The following is a 14,392-nucleotide window of genomic DNA, read 5'->3' on the forward strand; positions in this document are numbered from 1 at the left end:
GTCTGGTTCCCGATCCACGGCACTATGGCCAAGTGACGTTGGTTGAAGGGGTCCGCAAGCGGTACACCCGCGTGGGTCCATGGGTGCTTGACGGCGTCGACCTGAAGGTCGAGCAAGGCGTGGTCACGGTCATCGTCGCCGGTAACGGCGTCGGTAAGTCCACGCTGCTCAGGATCATCGCAGGCGCGGCGTTGCCGACGGCCGGCCGGATCACCGAGCTGCCGCAAACGGTCGGCTACATCCCCGAGCGTGCCCCCGCCGCGATGCGGATGACCGCGCGGCAGTACCTGGCGCACGTGGGGCGTATGCGTGGGATGCCGCCCGACGAGGTCCTGACGCGGACGAACGAACTGGCCGAGCGACTGGCCCTGGCGCCCGGCCCGGACGTGCCGATCGCCTCCCTGTCGAAGGGAAACGGCCAGAAAGTGGCGGTCATGCAGGCGTTCCTGAAACCGCCGGACCTGCTTGTCGTGGACGAACCGGCGACGGGTCTGGACGCTCCCGCCAAGGCGGAACTGGCCAGGCTGATGTCGGAAGCCGAGCACAACGGCGCCTCGATCCTGCTCAGCGCCCACGAAAGCGCCGTTCCCGCCGGCGGCAGGATGTACCGGTTGCTCGACGGCAGGCTCGTCGCGGAGGCTGCTCGTGGCATGCGGATCACGTTGCAGCCCACCAGGGAAGGCTTGTCGGCGTCTGCTCTGGGCGCGGAAGTCCTGCTCGAAGAGCCCGGCCGGGTGACAGTCCGGACCGAGGACGCGGACAAACTCCTGCTGACGGCCCTGGCCGGCGGCTGGTCGTTGATCGAGGCGAAGCCATGATCTCTTTGGTTCGTTACCTGCTCGCGGACGTCCTGCGGACCCAGCGCTGGGTCCCGCCGCTGCTCACCTACCTGGTCGCGCTGATGATCATCGGCCCGCCCACCGGCCCGGTGCTGCCGACCTACGCGATGGCCGCGGCGGCGCTCGTGCCGATCGGCATGTGGCTGACTGTCGTGGTCTTCCACAGCGAGGAACCCGCGCAGGCCGCGATGACCATGGCGATCACCGGCGGCTTCGGCCGGGTCTGGCCCGCCAAGGTCCTCACCGCGCTGCTGTGCACCCTGGTTCTCGGGCTCGTGTCGCTGATCTGGCTCACGGTGACCGCGAATCAGTACGAGCACGTCGGCGTCGGGTTCGTCGACTACGTGATGACGGCACTGGCTGGTGTCGCGTTCGGGACGTTGATCAGCCGCCCGGTGCTGACCAAGATCTCCTGGACCGCGCTGGTGGGCGTCGGCATCTGCCTGGCCCAGCTGCTGATCCGGCAGGCCCCGCCGGTGAACGCCATGATCGACCTGTACGCCGACCGGTCCCCGAGCCCCGGGCCGATCCTGGTGATCGCCGCCGAGACCCTGGTGCTGTCCGCCCTGGTCATCGGCCTCGCGCATGTCCTGGCACGCAGGAGGATCTAACGTCTGATCTCAGCGACCGCGCTGCGCTGGCTCAGCATCAGCATCGAGGACGCGAAGCCCTGGTTGACCGCGATCGCCACGTGACCGGCCGAGTCGACGTACACCAGGGCCTCACCCGGTTCCACGTCGTCGAACGTGCGGCCGATCGTGGCGTCGATGGTGTGCATGCCGATCTGGACCTGGACGGAAGCACCCGGCAGCAGCAGGCCGGTCGCGATCATGTCGCGGACCTGCGCGGCCAGCTGGATGTTGCCGAAATGGTCCACCGTCAGCACGTCCGAGATCAGCCGCTGGCTGGCCACCACGACGTTCGGCTCAGCCAGCTGGACCAGGGTCTCCAGCTCGATCTGCGGGCCGAAGTCGGCCGGCTCGACACCGAGAGTGAGATACGCGGCGGCCGGCGCGAAGATGTCCCGCCCGTGGAACGTGTGCGATACAGCGGGCAACCGGAACTCCTCAGCCACCAGCTCATAGGCAGCGTGGACCCCGCCCAGAGCGTCCGCGGCCGGTAGCAGCAAGCCGTTGTCCGGCCCGACCAGCAGCCCTTCCTCAGCGACGACCACCAAGGCTCTGCGCCCGGAACCAACTCCAGGATCGACGACGGCGACGTGCACCGCAGGCGGCAGATACGGCGCGACCTGCGCGAGAACCGTCGCCCCACGCCGTACATCTTGCGGAGGCACAGCGTGGGAAACGTCGATGACCTGGGCTCGAGGAGCCTTTTGGGCGATCACACCACGGCACGCCGCGACGAAACCATCCGCCAGCCCATAGTCGGTGGTCAACGAAATCCAATCGATGGCCATGCGCATTAATACCGTGTTCGGGTGGTCACCCATCGGAGGGCCCGCCGAATTAGCCGGACAGGCTATTGACAAGACTTGCGTACGACCCCTGCGCAGCCATCAACTCGTCGTGACTGCCGAGCTCGACGATCCTGCCTTCCTCCATGACGGCAATACGGTCCGCGTCACGCGCTGTGGTCAGCCGGTGAGCGATCGCGATCACCGTGCGGTCAGCCAGAACCGCGCTCAATGACCGCTCCAGGTGCCTGGACGCCGACGAGTCCAGAAGAGACGTGGCCTCGTCCAGGATCAGCGTGTGCGGATCGGCCAACACCAGGCGTGCCAACGCGATCTGCTGAACCATCGCGGGTGCGACGGCTTCACCACCGGAGCCCAGTACGGTGTCCAGCCCGTCCGGCAACGACTTCGCCCACTCGTCGGCGTCCACGGTGCGCAGCGCGTCCCAGAGTTCCTCGTCGTCCGCTGGCCTCGGCAGGGTCAGATTTTCACGGAGCGTGCCTGTGAAAATGTGTTGTTCCTGCGTTACCAGGACGACTTCCCGCCTGCGCCTGGCCGGCGGCAACGAACTCACCTCGGCCCCGCCGATGCTCACCGAGCCGGTGTCCGGCGCGTTGATGCCCGCCAGCAATCGGCCGAGCGTGGACTTGCCTGCGCCGGACGGGCCGACGATGACCAGCCGTTCGCCTTGCACGATGTCCAAATCGATGCCGTGCAACACTTCCCGGCCAGGGCTGTAGGCGAACTTGGCGTCCCGGACGGCGATGTTCGTGCCGTGCGGGATCGCGGACTCGTCACCCGGATCCGGCTTGATCCGTTGCACGCCAAGGATCCGGCGCAGCGCGGCATTGCCGACCTGCAGCTCGTCCAGCCAGGTCAGCGCCTCGCTCAACGGGTCCACCAACGCGCGGGCGTACAGCACGACTGCGGTGATCTCGCCGATCCCGGCCGTGCCGGTGGCGTACGCCACGCCACCGATCAGCAGGATCACGGCGATCGGCAGGATGAAACCGATGTCCAGGGCACCGAGGAACACCGACCACAACCGGCTGGAGTACCACTCGGCGTCGACGGCCTTGCCCAGCAGTTTGGTGTTGTGCTCGATCCGTCGCCCGCGCAGCCGGAGCGCTTCGATGGTCCGGCCGCCGTCAGCGGTCTCATGCGTGCTGGAATGCACATCCGCCCAGCAGGCCAGTGCCTCCTGGTATTTCGGGATCACTCGCGGCCGGTACCAGCGGGTGGCCGCGACCAGCAACGGCACCGCGACGAGCATGCCCAGCGCGATCACCGGCGAGGTGATGACCATCGCGATCGCGGTCAGTGCCACGGTCACCGCGGCGATCACGATTTCCGGCGCGGCCTGCCGAAGGCCCTCGTCCAGCTTGTCCACATCGGACGTGGCACGACTGAGCAGGTCACCCGTGCCTGCCGACTCGACGGTGGACAACGGCAGTTGGACCACGTGCTGAACCATGCCCTCGCGGGCCTCGGCCAGCAGTCGTTCGCCGAACACCGCGGCCCGGAACCGGGCCTGCCGCCGCAGCAGGGCATGGACCACGAGCACGCCGACGAAAATCAACGCGGTCACGTCGACCCGCCAGGTGTCGGTACCGGCCACAACCGCGTCGACCAGGTCACCCAGCAGTTGCGGGCCGATCAGGCCGACGAGTGTCGCGGCACCGAACAACGACATCATGGCGGCGAACGACCACTTGTTGGCCACCGCGACCGCCCAGATCCAGGCCCGGACTTCGCGTTTGTCCGCAAGGGGAAGTGTCGTCCTCATGGCGCGTACACCTTGTCCGCGATATTTGTCCACAAAGGACTCTGACTGAGTACGACCGTCGTACGGCCACGGCGCAACTCCGCGACCCGCCGCACGATCCTGGCCTCGGTGTGGGCGTCCACGGCCGAGGTCGGCTCGTCCAGTACGAGTACGTCCGCGTCGAAGCTCAACGCCCTGGCCAGCAGCATTCGCTGCCGCTGACCACCGGACAGGGTCCGGCCGCGCTCGGCCAGGTACTCGTCTGTGCCGTGTTCCAGGCCGTCGACGACGTCCATCGCGTCCGCGGCCCACAACGCCGTGCGTAGATCGACCGACCTGCCCATGTCGACCTCGTCGGCGAGTTTGCCGGAGAACAGCACGTCCTGGTTGTGCGCCACCAGGATCCGGTCTCGGATCTCGGTGATGTCCGCGTCCCGCAAGGCGATACCGTCGGCGAACACCGGCGCGTCGACGTACCGGCCAAGCCGGTCGGCCACCGCGTCCGAGCCCGTCGTGTTGATCACGGTCAACTGCCCGGCTGGGCAGTCGTACCCGTCGAGTTCGTCCCGTAGCCCGAAAGCACCGGACGGCAACGGTTTCGGGTCCGCCGGCGATTCGAGACCAGGCGTCAGGCGCAGAATCTCGCACGCTCGCCGGGCCGCGACCGTGGCCTCGTTGTAGTGGTGTGCCGCTTCGGTCGCGACACTCACCGGGACCACGAGGAACGCCGACACACCGTAGAACGCGACCAGCTCGCCGACCGAGATCGTGCCGTCCAAGGCCAGCCGTGCACCCAGCCACAGCACCACGACCGTGACCAGGCCAGGCAGGAACACCTCGATCCCGGACAGCCAGGAGTCGATCCTGGCCGCGTTCACGCCCGCCTTGCGGACTCGCTGACTGGTCTCGGCGAACCGGTCGGTGAACTGCTTCTCACCACCGATTCCCCGGAGAATCCGCAGGCCGGAGACGATATCGGCGGCCATCGCGGTCGCCGCGCCGACCTCTTCACGATGCGCTTCGGTCCGTTTGCGCAACGGCCCGAGCAACGGAATGAAACCGAGAGTCGCCAGCGGAACACCGATCAGCACGACCAGGCCCAGGATCGGCGTACTCGACAACAGCGCGATCGCGACCACGACAAACGAGGCCACGGCACCGGTCAGCCGGCCGATCACTTCGAGCAGCCCGGCGATGCTGTACAGGTCGGACGAGCCGACCGCGACGATCTCACCGGTCTTGATCTTCTTGGGCAAGGCGGCGCCGACACGCGTCGCGTGCTGCAGGACGGCCTGCTGCATGAGACTCGCGCCGTCCAGCCACGCTCGGTCTCCCGCACGCGTCAGCACGACGTTGCTCAGCGCCAGCAGCACACCGAGCCCGAGGATCAGGCCTGTCCAGGTCAGCAGCGAACCGGTGTCTCGCGGGGCGATACCTTCGTCGATCGCCTTGCCGATGGCCAGCGGCACAAGCGCCAGCGGAACCATCCACAGTGCACCGAACACCACGGCCGTGACGATCGGGCGCGGTGCGGATCGGATCAGCCACCACAGGAACCGCAGCGGCGATCTCGAGTCTGGAGTGAGTCAATGCCAATGCATGGCCGGAAGCTACCGCGTCGCGTGTGACCCGCGCTACGCAATTAAGCTGCGGAGGTGCCAACGCTCTCTGAGTATCCGCAGGTAGCCGCTGGAAAGATCCGCGAGTTGTACGCAGTGGACGACGACCACCTGCTGCTGGTCGCCTCCGATCGGATCTCGGCGTTCGACTACGTGCTGCCGACGACGATCCCGGACAAGGCCCGCGTGCTGACCGCGATGAGCGTGTTCTGGTTCGACCTGCTCGGCGGCCGTAACCACCTGGTGTCCGCCGACGACCCGCGGATTCCCGAGGAGGTCCGTGGCCGTGCCCTGCTGGTTCGCAAGCTGAAGATGCTGCCGGTGGAGTGCGTGGCCCGTGGTTACCTCACGGGATCCGGCATCATCGACTACCGCAGGGACGGCGCGGTCAGCGGCGTGCGGCTGCCCGAGGGCCTGACCGAGGCGTCCAAACTGCCCGAACCGATCTTCACGCCCAGCACCAAGGCGGAGGTCGGGCTGCACGACGAGGCGATCGACTTCGACGCCGTCCGGGCCACCGTCGGCGACGACCTGGCTGAGAAGCTGCGCAGCACCACGCTGGACCTGTACACGCGTGCGGCCGCGCACGCGCTGGAGCGCGGCATGATCCTGGCCGACACCAAGTTCGAGTTCGGCCTGGACGACTCCGGTGAGCTCGTGCTCGGCGACGAGGTGCTCACACCCGACTCGTCGCGGTACTGGGCTGTCGACGGATACGAGGAAGGTGTCGTCCAGCCGTCGTTCGACAAGCAGGTCGTGCGTAACTGGCTGACCTCGCCGGAGTCCGGCTGGGACCGCCATTCCGGCGAGGCACCGCCGCCACTGCCCGACGAGGTCGCCGAATACACCCGGTCGAGGTATGTCGAGGCGTACGAGCGCGTTTCCGGAAAGTCGTTCGCCGACTGGGCATGATCACCCTTTCGTGAATTCTTCTGGATAGCGCCTGCCCGTTACCCGGATGACAAACGGCCGCCATGCGGGTGAGGCGTCATGGTGGTGTGTCCGCGCGTCTGGTGGTTTCGCTGTCCGGGATCGGGACCCGGACTCTGCACCGCTGCGCCGAACTGGCTGGAGAGCTGGACCCTCGGGGGGTCGCGCTCTCGCTCTTGTTCGCGCCGCGGCTGGCAGGGTTGGGGCAGCCCTCAGTGGTAGTGGACTGGGTGCGGCAGCGGCGCGCCCGAGGGGACGCGCTGCTGTTGCACGGCTTCGATCACACGGACGTGCCACGTCGCCGCGCCGAATTCGGGTCGTTGCCCGCACATGAGGCCGGTCTGCGGCTGACCGCGGCGTGCCGGACCATGGAGCGGCACGGCCTCGAACTGGACAGCTTCGCGCCGCCGCAGTGGGCTGCCTCAGCCGGAACGCTCACTGCCTTGCAGCGCAATGGTTTTGTGTTGTGCGCCGACATGAGCAAGGTTTACGACCTGAAGTCCGGAGCCGTCCACAAAGGACGTGTCCACGGACTCGCGTACGGCGAACGCGTCGAGCCGTGGTCTTGTTTTGCTTTGGTACTAGGGGTCGCACGAGCCGCACGGCGTGGCGGCCTGGTGCGGTTGTCCGTGGACGCGGCCGACCTGGCCAGGCCAGGGCCGCGGCGGGCGATTCTCGATGCGATCGACATCGCTACCCACCACGGCGCCGAGCCCACCACGTATCAGAGAGCCGTTGCCTCGCCACGCTCCAGCACGCGGACCTCGGTCTCCTTGGGGCCGAGTTCGGTGAACCTGCCGTAGTACATCTGCGGGACCGACACCACGGCCTCGTGGATCGGCAGTGCCACGCGTGGCTTCATCATCCGCAGGTAGTCGATCGCCTCGGAGAGCTTCTGCCACGGCGCCGCGGTCGGCATGCCCAGCACGTCAACGGTTTGCTCAGGCCGGAAGAACGAGTCGCCAGGGTGGTAGAAGGCGCCGTCGTCGATCACGTAACCGACGTTCGGCGGCACCGGGACCTCAGGATGGATGATCGCGTGATTGCCGCCGACGGCGTTCACCTGCGCGCCGCCGATCTGGAAGCTCTCGCCAGGCCGGACGACCCGTGCGGTCACACCGGCAGCAGCGGCGTCCTGGGCGGACGCGGGGTCGGCGATCACCACCGCCTTGGGGTTGGCCGCCACCAAGGCCGGAAGTCGTTGCATGTCAAGGTGGTCGGGGTGCTGGTGCGTGATCAGGATCGCGTCCAGGTCGCGGACGTCCTCGAAACCGGCGGAGAACACCCCGGGATCGAACAGCAGCCTGGCCGATCCGCTCTCCGCCAGCACACAGGAATGTCCGAAATGGACAAATTGCATGGCCGGTTTCCCTTTCAGGTCGCGCTTGACACCAGTTCGTCGCCCAGCGAGCTGCGGCTGTAGTTGACATTACGCCCGGCGCGCCTGCCGTTGAGCAGACCGGCCGCGGCCAGGGCCTTGATATGCTCGGAGATCGTGCTGGGGGCGACGCCCAGCCGCTCGGCCAGCACCGTCGTACTCGCGGGCGAGTCGAGCGCCCTGAGCAGCCGTGCCTTCGTCCGGCCGACGACCCCGGCGAGTAGATCGCCGTCCGGCGCGGGCACGTCCTCCCATAGCGTCGCGGAGCCGCGCGCCGGGTAGACCAGCGAAGGCTGCCACGGCGGCACCATCATCACGCCGATATGGCTGGCGAACGCGCTCGGCACGAGTAACAGGCCGCGTTCGTCCAGTTCGAGCCGTCCGGTGTTGAACGTGGGCAGCAGAACCCGGCCATGGTTGATCGTCACGCCGGGGTGCACGCTGCCCAGCACCTTGGCCAGGCCGCCTGCACCGAACTGCCTGGTGCGGTAGTCGATGTCGGTCCGCAGCACGTCCTGCAGCCTCGGCCAGACCGGTCGCACCAGCATGTCCCAGCACTTGCGCAGCTGTTCGGCCAGCAGATCACGTGCCTCGCCGGGGTCCCGTAGCAGTTCGTCGAGCTCACCGGGGATGTCCCGGCCCGCCGTGGACATCACGATCTCGGTGCGGACCTGCTCGGCGGAGGTCCGGATGACGGCCTCGAGCTGGTCCTCGACCGTGGTCGCGGAGTCCTGCGGAGGCGGGCTGAGGAAATCCGGGAAGTACTGGTCGCCGGCCAGCAGCGAAACGAGTTCGGGCACGTCAAGGCAGGTCAGCGTGGACCTGTTGGCCGCAGCCCAGCGCGCGTGCACGGCTGAGCGGCCGGGCTTGCTCAGCACTCGGACGGCGTTGAGCACTTCTTCCAACGGCGAGATCGCCAGCCGGACGTGCTGGGCGCCGATTTCGCCGGGCAGGATCTCGATCACCGGGCGTCCTTTCGGGAATATCCGAATCAGTATCGCCGCCGACCGGCCAAACGGCACTGTCCTCGGCATGAATCTTCGCTATTGGCGCTGGTCGCTGGGCACGCAACTGCTGCGGCTGCCGTCGATGATGGCTCCGCTGGCGTTCGCCGTGCTCGCGACGCAGGTGACCGGGTCGTATCGGCTGGGCGGGCTGATGATGGCCGTGTTCGTCGGCGCCGAGATCACCACCGCTGGCTTGGTTGGGCGCCTGCTCGACCGCATTGGTGTGGCTCGCGGCTTGCGGGTGCTGCTTGTCCTCTGTGCTTTGTGTCTGTGCGGGCTGGCTGCGGTCAGCGGGTCACCGGTGCTGATGATCGTTTTTGTCGTGCTGACCGGGGTCGTCGCCGGTGGGCTTGCCGGCGGCATGCGGGCGTTACTGCCTTCTGCCGTGGCTGCCGGATCTCTTGAACGTGCCATCGCGGTCGACGCGATGATCGTTGAGTGTGTGGTCGTCGGCGGACCGCTTGTGGTCGCTTTGCTTTCACCGCTCGGCGGAGTCGCTCCCGTGCTGGGGATGGCTGTTTCCTATGTGCTGGCTGCGTTTTTTGTGCCGTCAGGGTCGCCTGCGCGCAAGGAACACGGTGTTCGGCCGCGACTGGGATCGATCTTGTCCTGGCTGTTGTGCGCGTTCGCGTTCGGGTATTTGTGCAGCACGATCGAAGTCGCCTCGCTCCCATTGGCGCAACGAGTCGGCGGCGGTCCAGGGGCAGCCGTGATCGTGATCGTGGTGCTGACCGCGGCGAGCCTTTCCGGAGCTGGGCTGTACGCCTGGCTCGGGCCACGGCTGACGCTGGACCGGCGGATTCGTGCGGTCGTGCTGCTGACCGGGATGGCGTTGGGTGCGGTCCTCGTCGCGTTTGGCGGGACCTGGCCGATGCTCGTCGCGGGGGTTGTCACGGTCGGTATATGCATCGGGCCGTTGAACACCACGATGTCGATGCATCTGCAGACGACACTGCCCGACGAACGCAAGGCAGAGGGCTTCGGGCTGATCTTCACGTCCCAGGGAGCCGGGTTCGCGCTGGGCTCACTGTCCGTGTCCGCGTTGCCGCTCGCAGGGGCGCCGTTGCTTGGCGCGATGATCGGATGTGTGGCCGCGGCGCTCATTGGCGTGCAGTCAAGAACGCCCGTCGCCATGCCCGTTACTGTCGAGTAGCCTCCAGGGTAGGCAACCCAGGAGGCGCGCTCTCATGACCACTGTGGAGCACAAGGTCGAGACATTCGACTCGTTGAACCCGGCCACCGACGAGGTCGTCGGGACGTACCCGGTCCATACCGAGGAGGACGTCGCACAGGCCGTCGCCCGCGCGCGCAACGCGTATACCTGGTGGAACTCCCTCGGCTACGCAGGCCGCGCGGAGCGGCTGCAGCGCTGGAAGGGCATCATCACCCGGCGCGGCGCCCAGCTCGCCGAAGTCGTGCACGCCGAGACCGGCAAGCCGCACTCCGACGCGATGATCGAAGTGGTCCTCGCGGTCGACCACACCGCCTGGGTCGCGAAGAACGCCCGCAAGGTGCTTGGCCCCAAACGCCGCGCCGCAGGTCTGTTGATGGCCAACCAGGCCGCGACCGTGGAGTACCAAGCGCTTGGTGTCATCGGCGTGATCGGCCCGTGGAACTACCCGGTCTTCACCCCGATGGGCTCGATCGTCTACGCCCTGGCAGCGGGCAACGCCGTGGTCTTCAAACCCAGCGAGTACACCCCCGGCGTCGGCAAGTGGCTCGTCGAGACCTTCGCCGAGGCCGTGCCCGAATACCCGGTCTTCCAGCTGCTCACCGGCTACGGCGCCACCGGCGCGGCACTGTGCCGTTCCGGCGTGGACAAGCTGGCCTTCACAGGCTCGGCGGCGACCGGCCGCAAGATCATGGCCACCTGCGCGGAAACCCTGACCCCCGTGCTGATCGAAGCCGGCGGCAAGGACGCCCTGCTGGTCGACGAGGACGCCGACATAGCCGCGGCGGCCGACGCGGCAGTCTGGGGCGGAATGTCCAACGCTGGCCAGACATGCGTGGGCGTCGAACGGGTCTACGTGCACGAGAAGGTCTACGACGCCTTCGTGGCCAAGACCGTGGAGATCGCCAAGTCGGTCCGCGCGGGCTCGGACCCCGAAGCCAAGATCGGCCCGATCACCATGCCCGCCCAGCTCGACATAATCCGCCGCCACATCGCCGACGCCATCGAACGCGGCGGCAAAGCCCTCGTCGGCGGCCCGGATGCGGTCGGCGAAAAATTCGTCCAGCCCACAGTGCTGGTCGACGTCCCCGAAGACTCAATCGCGGTACAGGACGAAACCTTCGGCCCAACCCTGACCATCGCCAAGGTCAAGGACATGGACGAAGCAGTCTCAAAAGCCAACGACTCCCGCTACGGCCTGGGCTCCACAGTCTTCGCCAAGAGGCGCGGCATGGAACTGGCCCGCCGGCTGCGCTCCGGCATGACAGCCGTGAACTCCGTCATCAGCTTCGCCGGCATCCCCACCCTCCCCTTCGGCGGCGTAGGCGACTCAGGCTTCGGCCGAATCCACGGCCCCGACGGCCTCAAAGAATTCACCCGCGCCAAAGCAATCGCCCGCCAGCGCTTCAAGCCCCCCATCGCCCTGACCACCTTCTCCCGCACCGAGAAAACCGACGCAGCCGTCGCCAAACTCATCACCATCCTGCACGGCAAACGCAAGTAGCCCGGACAACCGAGCGGCAGGGCGACGACATGGCAAGTCAGTCCAGTGACACCGTGTCGTCGCACTGTTCGCAGACCCAGTCGTCATGAGTGGCGATGACCACGCACGCGCCGTTGTCCGCGAGGCCGCGCAGAAGTGAGACCACGGTTTCCGTGTTGCCGTGGTCCAACGCGCCAGTAGGTTCGTCAGCCAGGACCAGGCTCGGCTCCTTCACGATGAGGCGAGCCACCGCGACGCGCTGCTGTTCGCCGCCAGAGAGCCTGCTGACCCGGTCACCTTCGCGCCCCGCAAGCCCCACGCGCTCCAGTGACTCCGACAACGCTGTCCGGGCGGCGGCGCCGCGAACGCCTCTCGCTTGCAGCGCCACATCGATGTTCTGGGCGATCGTCGCGTTCTCCACGAGCGCGTAGTTCTGGAACAGGTAGCCCAGATGGTCACGGCGGAACCGTCGCACCGCTCTCGGTCGCATCCGGGTCAGCTCTTGCCCGTCGAACCAGATCTCACCACTGGTCGGCTGTTCCAGCAGACCCATGCAGTTGAGCAAAGTGGACTTGCCCGAGCCGCTGGGGCCCGTCAGCGCCGTCAACTGGCCCGGCTTCGACGTCAGGTCGAGGCCCCTCCACAGGGTTCGCTCGCCGTAGGTCATGGTGAGGTCGTTGGTTTCCAGCATGGTCGTGCCTCCAACTCGGGTCACAGGTTCACGCCTCACTGGCTCCGGCGCGGACCATACGGTGGTGCGCACGGATCAGAGCCGCGAGTGCACCACAGACGGTCAACGCGGCGAGCAGGCTGATGGCCACCCACGCAGTGGCACTCAGCGCCACCGGATCGAACGGGGGAATCATGCCCCGGCGCAGAAACACCGCCAGCTCACTATTGACGCGCCACACCTGGTATGGCAGCCAGCCGACCAGAACGACGAGCACAGCCGCTTCGAAAGCCAGCAACATCCGGTGAGTCGCGGTGAACCGCCACCCGCTGACGTGCCTCGCGAAGATGAGCTGTGCGTTGCGCCGGGTATGGATCTGCACAGCGCCGATTCCGGTGACAAGCAGGACCAGCACACCTGCCGCTGCGCCGAACAACGTCAGCTGGAACTTGCGAATCACCTCGTTGTGCGCAGTGGCGGCTTCGGTCGCCGCGGGAGTGACCGACACGACGAACCGGCGGAGGCCGGGATCGGCGCCGATCGCGTCGCGAACCACTTGCGGATTCGGGAACAGCACTCGTCCCTGCGTGGCGAAGGCCGTGAAGCTCTCGCCGTCCAGCAGTCCCAGCTGCGAGGGCAGGAAGACCACGATGGGATCGGTGGCCAAGGAGTGGTCCTCGTTCGCCACACCTGGCGCGGTCGGTCCGTCGATCTTGGACGTGTAGGTGAAGACCTGCTGGCGCGAGGCGGCCATGGCTTGCTTGAATTCCACTGTGGACATGCTGCTTGGCAACAGCGGGGCCACAGCGTCCCGGTCGTTCCACAGGTCGGCGGGGATGAACAGAGTGGGCTCGCCCACTGCGGGTTTGGCCCCGTCGGCGAGCCGGATCGGTTGTTCCCGCAGGAAGTTGTCGTTGACGTAGAGCAGATCCCTGCCCCGCAACGGACCCATGTCCTGGACGAGCTCTCGTCCGGCGAGAATCAGGTGGCCCGCTCGATCTTCGGTTCGAAGCCACGCGCCGACGACCGAAGTGGCTTGTTTCTCCTCGGCGGCGGACCAGACGCTGCCAAGGCCGATCCGCGACGTGCTGCCCAGCTGTGTGTAGGCGGTGAGCGCGTCTTCGCGCCGCTCAATGTCCAGTCCGGTCGCGACCGCCCTCTCGACGAGAACCACCGTCGCGATGACGGTTGCCACCCGCAACGTGTACGCGACAACTGAGGCCGTCCGGGCGGGAAGCTCACCTTTCACGGAGGCTGCCACGCTCAGTCGCATGAGGACCGACAATGCCAGGGCGTGTGTTCCGACGGCGGCGACGGCCAGCACGCAACCGATGGCCAAGGTCGTCAGCAGGTAGCTGCCGAAGGCCGCCAAACCGTTGTACATCAGGAGAAAACCTGTGGTGGCGCCAACGATCAAAGCGCCACCGGTCAGCCAGTACCTGGCGGCATGGCGCACGTCGGACAGCAGGAGACTGGCGTAACCCAAGCCCTGAAGTCGTTTGATGCTGTACGAGCGCGCCCCCATCAGCACACCTGCGGCGGCTATCGCGACCGAGACAAGCATCATCATGTTCAGGATGGTCACGTGATCGTCCTGCAGTTGCCGGTCGGCACCGGCCAGACTCCACCGGTCGAACCGTTCGCCGACCACCAAGCCCTTCGAGGACAGAAAGTCGCCCAGCCGAGCGGCTTCGGCGTAGTCGCCGAGTACCACGTAGACGCCGGTCGGTTCTTGATCGCCTGCCTCGGCGAACGGGCGCACGCGTGTGGTCAGCGATCGCGTGAAGTCCGTGTAGCCGTCGCGCAGCCATTCGGCCACAGCCGGGTCCGTACCCGCCAGGTACAGGGTGCGGCCGCGTTGTTCCCCCGCGAAGTCGTCGGTCAGCCGCCCGCCCGTGATGGCGTGGTCGACCATGAACTGTTCGATCTGGGAACGCAACTCGCCCGTCGGTGTGCTCTTGTCCCACGCCGTGACGGTGACGGCTGACCGGGCCGGTAGCGGCGCGAGTTCGTCCCAGTGCGTCACCACGGTGAACGAGAGAAAGCAGGCGAATATCCAGTTGGCGAGAAGAACGAACCGGAGGCTCTTGGGGAACAAAGACTTTCCTTACCCCTC

At 67.0% G+C, this 14,392-nt stretch carries 13 protein-coding genes; 6 read left to right on the plus strand and 7 right to left on the minus strand.

Annotation, left to right across the window (positions count from 1 at the left end):
- The first annotated feature begins 32 nt into the window (after nt 1-32).
- Nucleotides 33-818: an ATP-binding cassette domain-containing protein gene (locus JOF56_RS12250; protein ID WP_307855061.1), complete on the plus strand. Its 786-nt coding sequence runs from the start codon at nt 33-35 to the stop codon at nt 816-818.
- Entirely contained in the window at nt 815-1,450 is a 636-nt protein-coding gene (locus JOF56_RS12255; protein WP_209637319.1) for a hypothetical protein, read from the plus strand. Before JOF56_RS12250 ends, JOF56_RS12255 begins: the two co-directional genes overlap by 4 nt.
- Here the strand turns inward: JOF56_RS12255 and JOF56_RS12260 are convergent.
- The 3 genes from JOF56_RS12260 to JOF56_RS12270 are packed head-to-tail and all read right to left on the minus strand — an operon-like array spanning nt 1,447 to nt 5,526.
- Nucleotides 1,447-2,256 carry an SAM hydrolase/SAM-dependent halogenase family protein gene (locus JOF56_RS12260; RefSeq protein WP_209637320.1) on the minus strand — a complete coding sequence of 270 codons (810 nt, stop codon included), beginning with the start codon at nt 2,254-2,256 and terminating at the stop codon, nt 1,447-1,449. The two genes, JOF56_RS12255 and JOF56_RS12260, sit on opposite strands and share 4 nt — an antisense overlap.
- Before the next feature lie 49 nt (nt 2,257-2,305).
- Complete coding sequence (locus JOF56_RS12265; RefSeq protein ID WP_209637321.1) at nt 2,306-4,039, minus strand: ABC transporter ATP-binding protein; 1,734 nt, start codon at nt 4,037-4,039, stop codon at nt 2,306-2,308.
- Nucleotides 4,036-5,526 (minus strand): ABC transporter transmembrane domain-containing protein, encoded by a 1,491-nt coding sequence (locus JOF56_RS12270; protein ID WP_307855062.1) that lies wholly within the window; start codon nt 5,524-5,526, stop codon nt 4,036-4,038. The genes JOF56_RS12265 and JOF56_RS12270 overlap by 4 nt, the downstream gene beginning before the upstream one ends.
- Nucleotides 5,527-5,673: 147 nt before the next feature.
- Here JOF56_RS12270 and JOF56_RS12275 point away from each other — a divergent pair, with 147 nt between their 5' ends.
- The gene (locus JOF56_RS12275) at nt 5,674-6,549 is read left to right on the plus strand and encodes a phosphoribosylaminoimidazolesuccinocarboxamide synthase (protein WP_209637322.1); all 876 of its coding nucleotides are present in this window, start codon (nt 5,674-5,676) and stop codon (nt 6,547-6,549) included.
- A gap of 86 nt (nt 6,550-6,635) precedes the next feature.
- Nucleotides 6,636-7,370, plus strand: coding sequence for a DUF2334 domain-containing protein (locus JOF56_RS12280; RefSeq protein ID WP_209637323.1), 735 nt, complete (start codon nt 6,636-6,638; stop codon nt 7,368-7,370).
- Here JOF56_RS12280 and JOF56_RS12285 read toward each other — a convergent pair.
- Both JOF56_RS12285 and JOF56_RS12290 read right to left on the minus strand, forming a co-directional pair.
- Nucleotides 7,292-7,927: an MBL fold metallo-hydrolase gene (locus JOF56_RS12285; RefSeq protein ID WP_209637324.1), complete on the minus strand. Its 636-nt coding sequence runs from the start codon at nt 7,925-7,927 to the stop codon at nt 7,292-7,294. The two genes, JOF56_RS12280 and JOF56_RS12285, sit on opposite strands and share 79 nt — an antisense overlap.
- A gap of 14 nt (nt 7,928-7,941) precedes the next feature.
- Nucleotides 7,942-8,910 (minus strand): ArsR/SmtB family transcription factor, encoded by a 969-nt coding sequence (locus JOF56_RS12290; RefSeq protein WP_209637325.1) that lies wholly within the window; start codon nt 8,908-8,910, stop codon nt 7,942-7,944.
- A 67-nt stretch (nt 8,911-8,977) separates the two neighbouring features.
- Here JOF56_RS12290 and JOF56_RS12295 point away from each other — a divergent pair, with 67 nt between their 5' ends.
- Nucleotides 8,978-10,105 (plus strand): MFS transporter, encoded by a 1,128-nt coding sequence (locus tag JOF56_RS12295; protein ID WP_209637326.1) that lies wholly within the window; start codon nt 8,978-8,980, stop codon nt 10,103-10,105.
- A 34-nt stretch (nt 10,106-10,139) separates the two neighbouring features.
- Nucleotides 10,140-11,627 carry an aldehyde dehydrogenase family protein gene (locus tag JOF56_RS12300; RefSeq protein ID WP_209637327.1) on the plus strand — a complete coding sequence of 496 codons (1,488 nt, stop codon included), beginning with the start codon at nt 10,140-10,142 and terminating at the stop codon, nt 11,625-11,627.
- A gap of 37 nt (nt 11,628-11,664) precedes the next feature.
- Here JOF56_RS12300 and JOF56_RS12305 read toward each other — a convergent pair whose 3' ends face one another.
- A complete protein-coding gene (locus tag JOF56_RS12305; protein WP_209637328.1) occupies nt 11,665-12,321 on the minus strand; it encodes an ABC transporter ATP-binding protein in 657 nt (218 codons plus the stop codon).
- Between the two features lie 4 nt (nt 12,322-12,325).
- Nucleotides 12,326-14,374 (minus strand): bacteriocin-associated integral membrane family protein, encoded by a 2,049-nt coding sequence (locus JOF56_RS12310; RefSeq protein ID WP_209637330.1) that lies wholly within the window; start codon nt 14,372-14,374, stop codon nt 12,326-12,328.
- Nucleotides 14,375-14,392: the final 18 nt, after the last annotated feature.

This window comes from Kibdelosporangium banguiense, from assembly GCF_017876405.1.
Classification (GTDB): Bacteria; Actinomycetota; Actinomycetes; order Mycobacteriales; family Pseudonocardiaceae; genus Kibdelosporangium; species Kibdelosporangium banguiense.

Bases quoted from the DNA above. Each gene is read 5' to 3' on its own strand.
- JOF56_RS12255 (WP_209637319.1), top strand. From the start codon at position 815: ATGATCTCTTTGGTTCGTTACCTGCTCGCGGACGTCCTGCGGACCCAG.
- JOF56_RS12260 (WP_209637320.1), bottom strand. From the start codon at position 2,256: ATGGCCATCGATTGGATTTCGTTGACCACCGACTATGGGCTGGCGGAT.
- JOF56_RS12265 (WP_209637321.1), bottom strand. From the start codon at position 4,039: ATGAGGACGACACTTCCCCTTGCGGACAAACGCGAAGTCCGGGCCTGG.
- JOF56_RS12285 (WP_209637324.1), bottom strand. From the start codon at position 7,927: ATGCAATTTGTCCATTTCGGACATTCCTGTGTGCTGGCGGAGAGCGGA.
- JOF56_RS12295 (WP_209637326.1), top strand. From the start codon at position 8,978: ATGAATCTTCGCTATTGGCGCTGGTCGCTGGGCACGCAACTGCTGCGG.
- JOF56_RS12300 (WP_209637327.1), top strand. From the start codon at position 10,140: ATGACCACTGTGGAGCACAAGGTCGAGACATTCGACTCGTTGAACCCG.